This is a genomic window from Asticcacaulis benevestitus DSM 16100 = ATCC BAA-896 (assembly GCF_000376105.1).
In the GTDB taxonomy this organism is placed as follows: domain Bacteria; phylum Pseudomonadota; class Alphaproteobacteria; order Caulobacterales; family Caulobacteraceae; genus Asticcacaulis; species Asticcacaulis benevestitus.
Genome location: NZ_AQWM01000001.1, coordinates 406,334 through 419,802, shown reverse-complemented (window position 1 = coordinate 419,802; position 13,469 = coordinate 406,334). Strand labels below are relative to the sequence as shown.

The 13,469-nt window shown below is 57.4% G+C and carries 16 protein-coding genes; 5 read left to right on the top strand and 11 right to left on the bottom strand.

Annotation, left to right across the window (positions count from 1 at the left end; all coding sequences use genetic code 11):
• Positions 1-95: 95 nt before the first annotated feature.
• From B060_RS0102070 to B060_RS0102060, 3 genes are all read left to right on the top strand, one after another.
• Positions 96-1,157 (top strand): GGDEF domain-containing protein, encoded by a 1,062-nt coding sequence (locus B060_RS0102070; RefSeq protein WP_018080092.1) that lies wholly within the window; start codon positions 96-98, stop codon positions 1,155-1,157.
• A gap of 75 nt (positions 1,158-1,232) precedes the next feature.
• Positions 1,233-1,976 carry a lysophospholipid acyltransferase family protein gene (locus B060_RS0102065; RefSeq protein WP_018080091.1) on the top strand — a complete coding sequence of 248 codons (744 nt, stop codon included), beginning with the start codon at positions 1,233-1,235 and terminating at the stop codon, positions 1,974-1,976.
• A gap of 71 nt (positions 1,977-2,047) precedes the next feature.
• The gene (locus B060_RS0102060; RefSeq protein ID WP_018080090.1) at positions 2,048-2,452 is read left to right on the top strand and encodes a hypothetical protein; all 405 of its coding nucleotides are present in this window, start codon (positions 2,048-2,050) and stop codon (positions 2,450-2,452) included.
• On the opposite strand, the gene B060_RS0102055 is transcribed toward B060_RS0102060, so the two are convergent.
• Genes B060_RS0102055 through B060_RS0102015 form a run of 9 tightly spaced genes read right to left on the bottom strand, consistent with a single transcriptional unit; the run spans position 2,430 to position 9,703 of the window.
• A complete protein-coding gene (locus B060_RS0102055; RefSeq protein ID WP_018080089.1) occupies positions 2,430-2,822 on the bottom strand; it encodes a HesB/IscA family protein in 393 nt (130 codons plus the stop codon). The two genes, B060_RS0102060 and B060_RS0102055, sit on opposite strands and share 23 nt — an antisense overlap.
• Positions 2,823-2,824: 2 nt before the next feature.
• Positions 2,825-3,217: an SUF system Fe-S cluster assembly protein gene (locus B060_RS0102050; RefSeq protein ID WP_018080088.1), complete on the bottom strand. Its 393-nt coding sequence runs from the start codon at positions 3,215-3,217 to the stop codon at positions 2,825-2,827.
• A 32-nt stretch (positions 3,218-3,249) separates the two neighbouring features.
• On the bottom strand, positions 3,250-4,464 hold the full coding sequence (locus B060_RS0102045) for an aminotransferase class V-fold PLP-dependent enzyme (RefSeq protein WP_018080087.1): 1,215 nt from the start codon (positions 4,462-4,464) through the stop codon (positions 3,250-3,252).
• A complete protein-coding gene (gene sufD, locus B060_RS0102040; protein WP_018080086.1) occupies positions 4,454-5,509 on the bottom strand; it encodes a Fe-S cluster assembly protein SufD in 1,056 nt (351 codons plus the stop codon). The genes B060_RS0102045 and sufD overlap by 11 nt, the downstream gene beginning before the upstream one ends.
• On the bottom strand, positions 5,506-6,255 hold the full coding sequence (gene sufC, locus B060_RS0102035) for a Fe-S cluster assembly ATPase SufC (protein WP_018080085.1): 750 nt from the start codon (positions 6,253-6,255) through the stop codon (positions 5,506-5,508). The genes sufD and sufC overlap by 4 nt, the downstream gene beginning before the upstream one ends.
• 8 nt (positions 6,256-6,263) lie before the next feature.
• Entirely contained in the window at positions 6,264-6,566 is a 303-nt protein-coding gene (locus B060_RS0102030) for a hypothetical protein (RefSeq protein WP_018080084.1), read from the bottom strand.
• Positions 6,566-8,032, bottom strand: a complete 1,467-nt coding sequence (gene sufB / locus B060_RS0102025; protein WP_018080083.1) for a Fe-S cluster assembly protein SufB — start codon at positions 8,030-8,032, stop codon at positions 6,566-6,568. Before sufB ends, B060_RS0102030 begins: the two co-directional genes overlap by 1 nt.
• Complete coding sequence (locus B060_RS0102020; protein ID WP_018080082.1) at positions 8,032-9,141, bottom strand: cysteine desulfurase family protein; 1,110 nt, start codon at positions 9,139-9,141, stop codon at positions 8,032-8,034. Before B060_RS0102020 ends, sufB begins: the two co-directional genes overlap by 1 nt.
• A 4-nt stretch (positions 9,142-9,145) precedes the next feature.
• A complete protein-coding gene (locus B060_RS0102015; RefSeq protein ID WP_018080081.1) occupies positions 9,146-9,703 on the bottom strand; it encodes an Rrf2 family transcriptional regulator in 558 nt (185 codons plus the stop codon).
• Positions 9,704-9,893: 190 nt separating this feature from the next.
• Here B060_RS0102015 and B060_RS0102005 point away from each other — a divergent pair, with 190 nt between their 5' ends.
• Positions 9,894-10,541 (top strand): alpha/beta hydrolase, encoded by a 648-nt coding sequence (locus B060_RS0102005; protein ID WP_018080079.1) that lies wholly within the window; start codon positions 9,894-9,896, stop codon positions 10,539-10,541.
• 30 nt (positions 10,542-10,571) lie between these two features.
• On the opposite strand, the gene B060_RS27065 is transcribed toward B060_RS0102005, so the two are convergent.
• Entirely contained in the window at positions 10,572-10,982 is a 411-nt protein-coding gene (locus B060_RS27065; protein ID WP_155847540.1) for a hypothetical protein, read from the bottom strand.
• A gap of 9 nt (positions 10,983-10,991) precedes the next feature.
• Positions 10,992-12,125 carry an anhydro-N-acetylmuramic acid kinase gene (locus B060_RS0101995; RefSeq protein ID WP_026172522.1) on the bottom strand — a complete coding sequence of 378 codons (1,134 nt, stop codon included), beginning with the start codon at positions 12,123-12,125 and terminating at the stop codon, positions 10,992-10,994.
• 81 nt (positions 12,126-12,206) lie between these two features.
• Between B060_RS0101995 and tyrS the strand changes: the two genes are divergently transcribed.
• Positions 12,207-13,466, top strand: a complete 1,260-nt coding sequence (gene tyrS, locus B060_RS0101990) for a tyrosine--tRNA ligase (protein WP_018080075.1) — start codon at positions 12,207-12,209, stop codon at positions 13,464-13,466.
• Positions 13,467-13,469 lie beyond the last annotated feature (3 nt).

Sequence of the window (13,469 nt, the reverse complement as noted above, 5' to 3'; positions counted from 1 at the left end):
GTCAGAGAAGTTCGTCTAACCTGTGCCCGCTACCCGAAGAATCAGGTAGCAAAAGACCGCCAGGGAAGGTCCCTGAAGAGGGGGCCAGAAAACGAATGAACAACGACATAGAGATCAGCGTAAGAAGTCCCGCCGCCTATGCCTTGGCCGGAGAAGCCTTGCGTTTGATGCAGGACCACGGTGTCTGGCCAACCCCGCTCAATTACGAGCTCTGGCTCTATGTCGCCGGCGATCCTGAATGTCCGCTTGCTCAGGAAATTCACCGCCTCGTCGCCGCCGGCGAAACCATCACCGAAGACGTGTCGGAAAGCCTGGCCAGCAAGTTCATCGCCCGTATGAAGCTGAACGATGAAGTGCGCGATGCCGGCCTGAAGCTGACCCGCGAACTGGCCTCGATCACCGAAGTTATCGTCGATGCCCAAAAGACGCAGAAAACCTATTCCGAAACGCTCGCAGGCGCCAAGAAGTCGATGAGCGATGTCGACACGCTCGCGCTCAAGGGCCTGATCGACAGCCTTACCGAAGCCACCAATACCGTTCTGGATCATCATACGGTTCTCGAAGGCCGCCTGACGGAATCTTCACGCGAAGTCAATCGTCTGCGCAAGCATCTCGATCAGGTGCGCATGGAAGCGATGACCGACGCCCTGACCAACCTGGCCAACCGTAAATCCTTCGATGAGGCACTCGATGCCCATTGTGAAGGCGACGATGTCACCAAGCCCCTGACCCTGGCGGTCATCGATATCGACCATTTCAAGCGTTTCAACGACACCTGGGGCCATCAGACCGGCGACCAAGTTCTGCGCTATGTGGCCTCTGTTCTGGCCCGTATCGGTCGTCCGCCGCGTCTGGCAGCCCGTTACGGCGGCGAGGAATTCGGCCTCCTGTTCCCCGGTGAAACCTGTGACAATGTCGAGCGCCTGCTCAACGAAGCGCGCACTGAAATCGCCTCACGCGTACTCAAGCGCCGCTCCACCAACGAAGATCTCGGCACCGTCACGATTTCGGCCGGCGTCGCGCAACGCGAATATGGCGAAGATTCCTTCGATCTGCTCGATCGTGCCGACAAGGCGCTGTACCTCTCCAAGAACAACGGCCGCAACAAGGTGACCGTGGCCGAAGATATCAACAAAACCGACTCAAACGCCGCCTGAGCCACATCCTGAATGGGATTGACAAAACGGCTTGAACAATGTTCAACTCGTTTTTGTTCATTTGGGGGATATCATATGCGCAGCTTCATGTTCGCCATCGCCTACTGGTTTTTGTCGATCTTCTACAGTCTGATGGCCTTGATCCTGACGCTCATTCCCGGCCGAAAGCCAGTGAAATGGATCATCCAGCGCTATACCCGTCGCATGATTCAGGCCATGCATATCTTCGCAGGCATCAAGCTTGAGCTCCGAGGCCGAGAAAACATCCCCGATGTGCCGGTTATATTCGCGTGCAAACACCATAGCTGGGGCGATGGTTTCTGCATCTATTCCCAGTTCGATGACCTCGCTTTCGTCACCGGCGACCACCTCGAAAAATACCCAATGATGAGCACCCTTCTCTCCAAGCTCGGGGCCATCGTGGTCAACAACTGCGGCGGCATCGAAGCGCGCAAGAACCTGGCCAGCCGCTCGGCCGATGCCGCCAAGGACGGCCGCAGTATTCTCATCTATCCCGAAGGTCACCTTAACTCGCCGGGTACCTATCGCCGTTACCGCTCGGGCGTCTGGCACATGGCCAACAATTTCAATATGCCCGTTGTGCCGGTGGCCACCAATCTGGGCCTGTTCTGGCAGGAAACGCGTTACAAAAAGAAGTCCGGCACCGCCGTTCTGGAGTTTATGGAACCGATTGCCCCTGGCATGTCCAAGGATGAATTCCTGAACACCCTGCGTGATCGTATTGAGCAGCGCTCGCAGGAACTGATCAGCGAAGCTACCGGCCAGCCTTTCCAGCCTTCCGTTCTGGTCAACGATTAGTCCCAAACGTCATTAACGAAAATTCAGCGATCCCGTGGCTAACTAACATAAAAAAACAGGGACGCGCAGGGATGATCGATCCATATTTCAAACTGACCGTGGACGAGCCACAAAAATTGGTCACGATGCGTTTTAAAGGGGCGCAAAGCAGCCAATATTATACCGAGCGCATCATCAATGCCTATGGCTTGATTGATCGCCCGTGGCTCTACCGTCGTCTTATGGATTATCGCAATTGTGAGACCAGCATGAGCTTTCCGGATGTAGAAAGAATGGCCGTATACTGGGCAGACCTCACACGCGGACAGAATAGCCTTCACTATGTGGCCATTCTTGCGACCGACGCCCTGACACGGGCGCGAACATCAACCTACAGCCATCTCTTTCCTAATCAGGACATCCACACCTTCACGGAGCTGCATGACGCCCTAGATTGGCTGCTGGCTATGCCTGTTAGTCAGGCTTCACAGGTATAATCGTTACGCTCTCGCCGCAGCCACACGCATCTGTTTCATTCGGATTCTTGAAAACGAACTTCGACGCCAGCTTGGTCGTCTCGTAATCGATGATGGTGCCGACGAGATAGAGCACTGCCTTGGGCTCGATCAGGATGGTCACCCCCTTGTCGGTCACCACCTCATCAATTGGTCCGATCTCCTCCGCGTAGGACAGCACATATTCCTGACCGGCACAGCCGCCCTGCTTCACACCGACGCGCAAGCCCGCATACGGTTTCTCAGCACGCGACATGATGGCCTTGACCTGCACAGCGGCGGCCTCCGTCAGACTGACCACGGCTGGGCGCGGACGACGGACACGCGGTGTGATGGTGGGTTGAATGTCCATGGTCAAAACATATTCAGTTGCAGCTTGGCCTCATCACTCATCTTGGACGATTCCCAAGGCGGCTCGAACACCAGATTAACATCGCAATCGCGCACCCCTTTAACGGTCAACACGGCCTCCTTGACCCAGCCGGGCATTTCACCCGCCACCGGGCAACCTGGCGCCGTCAGGGTCATATCGACCACCACGTCGCGGTCATCCGATACATCGACGCGGTAGATCAGCCCCAGCTCATAGATATCAACCGGAATCTCCGGATCGTAGACGGTCTTGAAGGCGGCGATCAGCTCGTCCGTCAGACGTGTCAGTTCCTCCTGCGCAAGCGCGGAAGGCTGATTGGCGCCCATATCATCCAGGCTAAACAACGACTCTTGAGTTTCAACGGTTTCGGTCATCAGGTTCACATTCTACGCAAAGAAGGCCAATACTATCCAAAAAAGGACTGCGCTTTGGAGACAGCCTCGGCCAGGATATCGATCTCAGCTTCCGTGTTATATAGGGCTATGGAGGCGCGAACGGTAGAGGTCACACCCAGGCGTGTCATCAAAGGTTCGGCACAATGCGTGCCGGCGCGGACGGCGACATTATACCGATCGAGGATCTGCGCCACATCGTGGGCATGCGCCTGACCCAGCGAAAAGGTCAGGATCGCGCCCTTCCCCTTGGCTTCGCCATGGATACGCAGCGAGTTGATTGAACTCAGACTATCATGGGCACGTTGATAGAGGGCGTGCTCATGCGCGTCGATCTCGGCGCGGTCGAACTGCGACAGCCAGTCGATCGCCGCCTTGAGGCCGATGACTTCGAGAATAGCCGGCGTGCCGGCTTCAAAGCGATGCGGCGGCTCATTCCAGGTGATCTTTTCCTTGGTGACGTGCGCGATCATCTCGCCGCCGCCCTGCCAGGGTGGCATGGCTTCCAGAAGTTCCTTTTTGCCGTAGAGCACGCCGAGCCCTGTGGGGCCATAGAGCTTGTGCGCCGAGAAGGCGTAAAAGTCGGCGTCGAGCGCCTTCACATCAACCGGCAAATGGACGACGCCCTGGCAGCCATCGACCATGACTTTCGCACCAAGGCTGTGTGCCTTGACGATGATCTCAGCCACCGGATTAATAGTGCCGAGCACATTCGACATATGGGTGACGCAGACCAGCTTGACCTTCGGCGTCAACAGTTGATCGAATGCCGCCATATCGAGCGTGCCATCATCGAGGATCGGCACATAGGTGAGCTTAAGCCCCTTGCGCTCAGCCAACATGTACCACGGCACAATATTGGCGTGGTGCTCCATCTCGGTCGTCAGGATTTCATCACCGGCCTGCAGGCTTTCGCCCCAGCTATAAGCGACCAGATTGATCGCCTCGGTCGCCGACTTGGTGAAGACGATCTCGTCGGTCTGGGCGCCGATAAAGCGCGCCACGGACTCACGGCCGGCCTCATAGGCGTCGGTCGTCTCATTGGCCAGCATATGCAGGCCACGGTGCACATTGGCATAGCTATGGCGCATGGCATGGCTCATAGCGTCGATGACGGCCGTGGGCTTTTGCGCGGAGGCGCCGCTATCGAGATAGACCAGAGGCTTGCCCTTGATCTCGCGCGACAGGATCGGAAAATCGGCGCGCGCCTTTTCAACGTCAAACGGCATAAAAATCCTCCGACACATTTTCGAGGAAATTCAATACGGTTTCGCGCAGCACATCATCCTCGATGGCATCAGCCACCGGCAGGACAAAGGCATGAGTCAGCATAGCGCGCGCCGCCTCTTCGGGGATGCCTCGGCTCATGGCGAAGAACATGGCGTCTTCGTCGAGCGCGCCAATCGTATTGCCGTGCGCGCACTGCACATCGTCAGCGTAGATCTCAAGTTCCGGCTTGGCACGGATATGGGCGCCATCATTGAGGATCAGGGCCTGGTGGCGCATCCGCGCATCCGTGCCATCCGCACCCTTTTCAACGATAATACGCCCCTGGAAGACGGCGGTGGCGCTATCCTTCACCAGGCCCTTGATCGTCTGATCGGTGACCCCATTGATCTCGCCATGCGACACACGCGTCGTCAGGTCGAAGTGGCGCTTGTCCTTGACCAGGTAGGCGCCATTCATCTCAACGATGGCGCCGTGGCCGGCATGACGGACGTGAGTTTCAAAACGCTGGAATTTCGCGCCAGTCGAAAAGACATATTGCTTGAAAACACTATCGGGCGCAGTCTCAACTGTTGACTGGCGCACCGAGACGGCTGTTTCCGGCTCATCCAGTATAACCACCCGGGTCAGCTTCGCGCCATCGCCCAGCTTAAAGCGCAGGTGGCTATGGACGGCGTAATCGAACGCACCGGTGTAATCTTCAAAAACCACCAACGCCTGACCGGCGGCCACATTGATCTCACCATGGCCCTGATAGCCGAGATAACCATCCTCGTCGCCGAAGTCGTTGCCGTCGATATAGAGCCGGCCATGCCCCTTTTGCATGGCGTGATCGGCGGCAGCTTGCAGGCCATCAAAACCCGCTTCATCGGCCGAAAAATAAACAAATCCGTCCGGCTCCGAATCCAGTTCAGACAGGGTACGCACCACCAGCGGCTTCTTCGGCGCCTCACGCAACACACGCGACAAGTCGGAATATTTCCATTCCTCGTCGCGGCGCGTCGGGTAGGACGACGGATCAAAGATGTCGAGCGCGGATAAGGTCACGCCGCTTCCCCCAGATACTGATCGTAGCCGTGGGCTTCCAGTTCGAGCGCCAGTTCAGGACCGCCCGAACGGACGATCCTGCCGGCGACCAGCACATGTACGCGGTCCGGTTTGATATGATCGAGCAATCGTTGATAGTGGGTGATGACCAGCATACCGCGATCGGGCGCGCGCAAGGCATTCACGCCGTCCGAGACCACCTTCAGCGCATCGATATCGAGGCCGGAATCGGTCTCGTCGAGGATCAGGAACTTCGGTTCCAGCAGCGCCATTTGCAGCACTTCCATGCGCTTCTTCTCACCGCCGGAAAAGCCGACATTGAGCGGACGCTTGAGCATGTCCATGTCAATCTTGAGCGTCTTGGCGAGTTCGCGCACACGCTTGAGGAAATCCGGCGCCGAGATCTCGTCCTCGCCGCGCAGCTTCTTTTGCGCGTTGAGCGCCGTGCGCAGGAAGGTCAGGGCCGGGACGCCGGGGATTTCAAGCGGATACTGGAACGACAGATAGAGACCCGCGGCGGCGCGCTCGTGCACGTCCTTCTCGAACAGGTCTTCGCCGTTGAAAGTGACGCTGCCGGATTTGATCTGGTAATTCGGGCGACCGGCCAGAGCGTAGCCAAGCGTCGATTTACCGGCACCATTGGGCCCCATAATGGCGTGTACTTCACCCGCCGGCACGTCCAGAGACAGGCCTTTCAGGATTTGCTTGGCGTCAACAGCGACGGATAAATCTTTGATTGAAAGCATAATATTTCTCACATCTGGCTCCAGCCAGTCATAGCGATGGCGAAAGAGCCAATTAATCCGAGAATTAGCGAACCTGAAAGCGCTGCTATTCCGTACAATGGCTTCTTTTTAAACGAAAAAAACACCAACCCAATCCAAGGAATAATAAGGCTGGCCAAGATAAAATTCGCCAGAGTGATTGCAAAATTATAATCTCGTCGCCCCAATCCATAACTGGAATAAAGCGTTGAAGCATAAATGTAAAAAGCAGAAACCAAGGCTATAGGAACGTAACTGAAAAGAACGACGTGTCGCTTCAAGATATAATCCATCACCCGACACTCCCCTCAAGGGAGATAGCCACCAACTTCTGTGCCTCAACGGCAAATTCCATCGGCAATTTCTGCAACACATCGCGCACGAAACCGTTGACCAGCAAGGCCACGGCTTCTTCCTGGGATAACCCGCGCTGCATGGCGTAGAACAGTTGATCCTCGCTCAGTCGCGTCGTCGTCGCCTCATGCTCGAACTGAGCCTTGGCGGTATCGGATTCGATATAGGGCACCGTGTGCGACGCGCAGGTCTTGCCGATCAGCAGGCTGTCGCACTGGGTAAAATTACGTGCGCCGGTCGCCTTGGCATGGGCCGAGACCAGACCGCGATAGGTGGCGCTGGAACGACCCGCTGAAATGCCCTTCGAGATAATGCGAGACTTCGTGTTCTTGCCAAGATGGATCATCTTGGTGCCGGTATCGGCCTGCTGCGCGCCATTGGTGACGGCGATCGAGTAGAACTCACCGACGCTGTCATCACCGCGCAGGATGCAGGATGGGTATTTCCAGGTTACCGCAGAACCGGTTTCAACCTGTGTCCACGATACTTTTGAGCGCGCGCCACGGCAATCGGCGCGCTTGGTGACGAAATTATAGATCCCGCCCTTGCCCTCGGCATCGCCGGGATACCAGTTCTGCACGGTCGAATATTTGATTTCGGCGTCATCAAGCGCCACCAGTTCGACCACGGCGGCGTGAAGCTGGTTTTCGTCGCGTTGCGGCGCCGTGCAGCCTTCGAGATAGGAAACGTAGGCGCCCTTGTCGGCGATAATCAGGGTGCGCTCGAACTGGCCGGTATTTTCGGCATTGATGCGGAAATAGGTCGAAAGCTCCATCGGACACCGCACGCCCGGCGGCACATAGACGAACGAGCCATCCGAGAAAACCGCCGCATTCAGCGCTGCGAAATAGTTGTCCGATACCGGCACGACGGAACCTAAATATTGACGCACCAGATCAGGGTATTCGCGCAAGGCTTCTGAAATTGCACAGAAAATGACGCCTGATTTTTTCAGCTCGTCCTTGAAGGTGGTAACGACCGAGACCGAGTCAAACACCGCATCCACCGCATAACGCGGCGCGCCCACAACGCCGGCCAGCACTTCCTGCTCACGCAGAGGAATGCCGAGCTTGGCATAGGTTTTCAGCAGTTCCGGATCGATCTCGTCGAGCGATTTCGGACCGTCCTTCTTCTTCGGCGCCGCATAATAATAGAGGTCCTGATAATCGACCTTCTGATAATCCACCTTGGCCCAATCCGGCTCTTCCATGGTCAGCCAGCGCTCATAAGCGGCCAGACGCATCTCAAGCATCCATTCGGGCTCATTCTTTTTGGCAGATATAAAGCGCACTACATCGGCGTTCAGGCCCTTGGGCGCGAACTCCATTTCGATATCGGTGACAAAGCCGTGCTCATAGGTTTCCAGCCCGGCGACCGTCTCGATGGTTTCCTTAACCGCAGCCATTACACCAATTCTTTCGCGTGACGCTTCAAATACACTTCATAACCTTTTGACCAGACATCATAAAAACGCTGCCAGTCTTCCGCTGTTGTTGTCCAGCCGCCCGATATCCGCAAAACTTTGTCGGCCAGATCAGGACGTCCCATGGCGGCAACAACGCGACTGGCCTTGACCTTCCCGGACGAACAGGCCGACCCCGAACTGACGCAAATGCCAGCCATATCCATGTGGATCAGTTGCAGATTTGAGGCCCAGTCCGCTTGTGCGATATAGAGGATGCCTGGCACACGCGCCGCCTCTTCACCCAGAATGGTAACACCCAGCGCTTTGAGAGCGGATTCCGTCGATTTTTGTGCGCTGCTTAGAGCGTCCGCCCCCCCATGGCAAGCCTTGAGTGCCGCCGCGAAGGCGGCGATTCCAGCGATATTCTCTGTGCCGGCGCGCAAGCCAAGTTCCTGACCACTGCCGGTGATCAAGGCTTTGGGCGTGTGATCGCGGTTATAGATCAGCGCGCCCGTGCCCTGCCCGCCACCAACCTTATGCGCGCTGAGCGAAAGGGAATCCGCACCGAGGGCAGCAAAATCAATATGGATCTTGCCGAGCGCCTGAACGGCATCGACATGAAGCCAGCCGCCTTTGGCATGCACTAACACCGCCGCCATCGCGACAGCGTTGATGACGCCGGTTTCGTTATTGGCCAGCATGAGGGCGACGAACGGACGCCCCGGCTTAGCCAGCCAGGCCTCCAATGCCACAAGATCGACGTCACCCGTTGCCTTAAGCGGCACGATGTTCGCGTCGGAAACCGCGCCATAGATGCTGTCATGTTCGCCAGCTGACATCAGCACATGATCGTAATTCTGCGCCTGATGCAGCGCCAAAGCATTGGCCTCGGTCCCGCCGGAGGTAAAGACGAGACCGCCGATACCGACAGCGCCCACCGCGCTTACGATATCGCTGCGCGCCTCTTCCAGGGTCAGTTTGGCCTTGCGCCCCAAACTATGCACCGAAGACGCGTTGCCCCCCAGATCCGCCGTACGCAAAAAGGCATCGCGCGCTTCAGGTCGAAGCGGCGAGGTCGCGGCATGATCGAGATACAAAATATCGGCCAAAGACCTAGGCCTCCATCATCACGGAGCGCGACGGCTCAGCGGCAGTGATTTGAACCTTCTTGCGTGTGCGCTTGCGCAACACATCTTCCAGCGACACCTGCGACAGGTAATCATGGATAGCGACGCCCAGGTCCTCCCAGAGATTGTGCGTCAGGCAACGCTGCCCGCCCGGCATACAGCCGATTTCGCGCACCGCCTGATCCTTCGACATGCTCGCATTGAGGCGCTTGTTAGCGCCAAGCTTGTTGGAGGTCATCTCACAACGCGTGGCCTTGATCGGCTCATCGACCGCCAGCACGATTTCAGACACGAACAGGCGTCCCGGTTCGCGTGCCAGGGTATAACCACCGCCTGGACCGCGTGCGCTTTTCACCAGGCCAGCCTTGCGCAGACGGGCAAAAAGCTGCTCCAGATAGGACAGGGAAATCTGCTGGCGCTCGGAAATTTCCGATAGCGAAATGGGACGATGGCCGCCACCGGCAGCCTTGTCATCCGCCTGGGCATTGAGCGCCAGATCGGTCATGGCCATGACCGCGTAACGTCCTTTGGTCGATAAGCGCATGTGGTTTCCTTGGTTTGCCTGCAGTTTAAAGGCAGAAGTGGTGCAAAAACCTGCGCAAAGACAAATCTTTGTGCTAAGAGGCGCAATTGCTGCCTTTGAAGGTGTGAGCCTGAATGTAATAATTCCGACTAACGCAGTCAAGTATTATGGCGGCTCGCATGACATATTTATGATTTTACAAGGTGATTGAATGCCCGAAGTCATTCTGGCCGGAGCTGCCGGACGCATCGAAGCCCGTTATAGCGCAGGCAAAACCGAGAATGCGCCGATCGCGTTGATTCTGCATCCGCACCCCAAGGCGGGCGGCCATATGAACAATCCGGTCACCGTCCAGTTGTTCCACCTGTTTATGACGCGCGGCTTCTCCGTCCTGCGCTTCAACTTCCGCGGCGTGCAAAAGAGCCAGGGCGAGTTCGATTCCGGCATCGGCGAACTGGCGGACGCCGCCACGGCGCTCGACTGGCTGCAGGCCAAGAACCCGACCGCTTCGCAATTCTGGGTCGCCGGCTATGATTTCGGCGCCTATATCGGCATGCAGTTGCTGATGCGCCGCCCTGAAACCGATGGATTTATCTCGGTATCGCCGCCAACCAATGCCTATGATTTCAGCTTCCTGGCGCCCTGCCCCGCTTCGGGCATGTTCCTGCACGGTGGTAATGATTCGATCGTGCCGACCGCCGAAGTCGATCGCGTCGTCACCAAGCTGCGTTCGCAAAAAGGCATTGTGATTGCTTCCGAAGTCGTGCCGGAAGCCAACCACTTCTGGAATGACCAGTTGAAGGAAGTCGAAACCCGCGTCGGCGACTATATCGACATGCGGATGGCCGAACGCGGCTAATATCCGGGGTCGGGCGTTCAGACGTCCGGCCTATGGACACCGCTTGCGAACACCGCCCTTGCCATCATCGATGGTCAGGGTCTGGTTGTCGGCACTCAGCACAAGGTGCAGGCGTCTTTGCCATTGCTCGCCTTCGCCGGAAAAATCGGCCTGTACCGTAACGTCGTCAGGCCTGGTAATCGTCACGGCACTGATACGTCCGGCGCTTTCCCAAAAGGTCAGTCCGGTCTGCGTGATGATCAGCCTCATCTCGCTGGTCGCTTTGCAGGCCTCAGGACTGGCGTCCCAACGGCCGATAAAAGGCTCGGGCAGACGTATGGACGTCGGCGCCAACGTGGACACCGAATCGGATGATGTGCTTTGAGAGGCCTCTGCCGTTGATGGCGGCGGTGCACAGGCAATCAGGCAAAGCGACAAGGTTATCATCAAGGGCAATTTCATGGCGCTCTCCTAGCTCGGCAGCGATTGCGGCCAATTTTTGGGATAACTGATCTTGCCGCCGGGCAATGGCATTTTGACGCCCGTTGTGCCGGGAAAGGAAATCGGCAGGCCTTTTAGCGATCTCACCGCCATATAGGCGAAACCTTCCGCTTCGAGCGCCCCGCCGCGCCAGCCCAGATCCTCGGCCAGCACCACCCTGGCCGGCGAAAGCGCTGCCGTGATCTGATTCACAAGATGAAGATTGTGACGCCCGCCACCCGCCAGGACGATTGTTTTAGGCTTGGCGTTGACCAGCTCAATACCCGCCAGCAGACTTTGCAGGGTGAAGGCGCTTAAGGTGGCGAGGCCGTCCTCAAAACTCAAACCCTCAATCGCTTGCAAATTGAAATCATAGCGATCGAGCGACTTCGGCGCCGCTGCCTTGAAGTAATCGTGCGCCATATAGGCGGCCACCTTATCGGCATGAACCTTGCCGGTGGCAGCGATTCGTCCTTCATGATCAAAGTCGCCGCGATCATGGCGACGCATCCATTGATCCATAAGGCCATTGGCTGGCCCCGTATCAAGCGCGGTCAGGCCACGCGCATCGATGGCGGTGATGTTGGCGACCCCGCCGAGGTTGACCACCAACAGCGGCAGTTCAAGGCCAGCGTTCTGCGCCAGGGCTCGATGATAAACCGGCATCAAGGGTGCTGCCTCGCCGCCGGCCTCGATATCAGCCTGGCGGAAATCACAAACCACCGGCACACCCGTTGCGTCGGCAAAGCTCCGACCATCGAAAAGCTGGACCGTCCGGCCTTTGAGTCCGTTTTTCGGACGCTCGTGCAGCACGGTCTGGCCATGTACCGCCAGAACATCGAAATCAGAGAATGCCAGCCCGTTGTGATCGAGAAATTCTCGGGCGGCATCAAGATGGCATGCCACTATTGCTTGGCGCGCGTCGCCAAAAATCGCCGGTTCCGCCGCTCCTCGCGGCCAGACCAGGGCGGCCTGGATAGTCGCCTCCAAAATTTTGCGCGTTTCTGCTGGCATCGGACTTTCCGACCACGGCCCAAACGTCACCTGGGTCTCGCCATCGGTATCGAGCACGGCCATATCGACGCCATCCAGCGAGGTTCCGGTCATAAAACCCAGCACTTTCATCATGGACGGCCTCTTATATCTTGACGTTTGGCTATATATCAGGCCACACAAGCGGCCCAACTCCTAGCCCCTATAGCTATCATGACCGAACACAGCTTCAAATCCGAATTTCTGCGCACCCTTCAGGAGCGCGGCTTTATCCATCAGTGCACCGACGCCGAAGCGCTCGACACCCTGGCGGCGGCCGGCCCGATCACGGCCTATATCGGATATGACGCCACGGCGTCTTCACTGCACGCCGGTCACCTCGTTCAGATCATGATGCTCTACTGGCTGCAAAAGACCGGCAACAAGCCGATAGTACTCATGGGCGGCGGCACCACCAAGGTCGGCGACCCGACCTTCAAGGACACGCAACGCCCGCTTCTGACCGATGAGCAAATCCAGTCCAACATGAATGGCATCAAGAATGTCTTCAACAACTTCCTGACCTTTGGCGACGGCAAGACCGATGCGGTCATGGTCAATAATGACGACTGGCTATCGGGTTTTGGCTATATCGAATTCCTGCGCAATTTCGGCACGCATTTCACCATCAACCGTATGTTGACCTTCGATTCGGTCAAGCTCCGCCTTGAACGTGAACAGCCGATGACCTTCCTTGAATTCAACTACATGCTCATGCAGGCGGTCGATTTCCGCGAACTCAACAGCAAGTATGACTGCGTGCTGCAAATGGGCGGTTCGGACCAATGGGGCAACATCATCAACGGTGTTGAACTGACGCGCCGCATCAATAGCAAGGCCGCCTTCGGACTGACCACGCCTTTGCTCACAACCGCTTCCGGTGCCAAGATGGGCAAGACGGTCGGCGGCGCGGTGTGGCTCAATGCCGATGCCCTGTCGCCTTACGATTACTGGCAATACTGGCGCAATGCCGAAGACGCCGATGTCGGCAAGTTCCTGCGCCTGTTCACCGATTTGCCGATGGACGAGATCGCGCGTCTGGAAAAGCTCGAAGGCGCCGAAATCAACGACGCCAAGAAGATCCTGGCCGATGCCGCCACCCGCATGGTGCATGGCGCAGACGCCGCCGCCACCGCGCGCGACACCGCCCAGAAGGCCTTCGAGCAGGGTATCCTGTCCGCCGACCTGCCTACGATCGAGATCGAAGCCTCGGCACTGGAAGAAGGCATCATGCTGGCGGCACTTGCTACCCGCATCGGCCTGACCGCCTCCAATGGCGAGGCCCGTCGTCTGGCGCAGGGCGGCGGATTGCGCGTTAACGACGTGGCGATCAATGACGGCAATCAGTTGGTGACCGGAGCCGATCTGAACGCTGATGGCGTGATCAAGCTGTCTCAGGGCAAGAAGAAGATCGTTCTCGTCAAGCCCGTCTAAGAT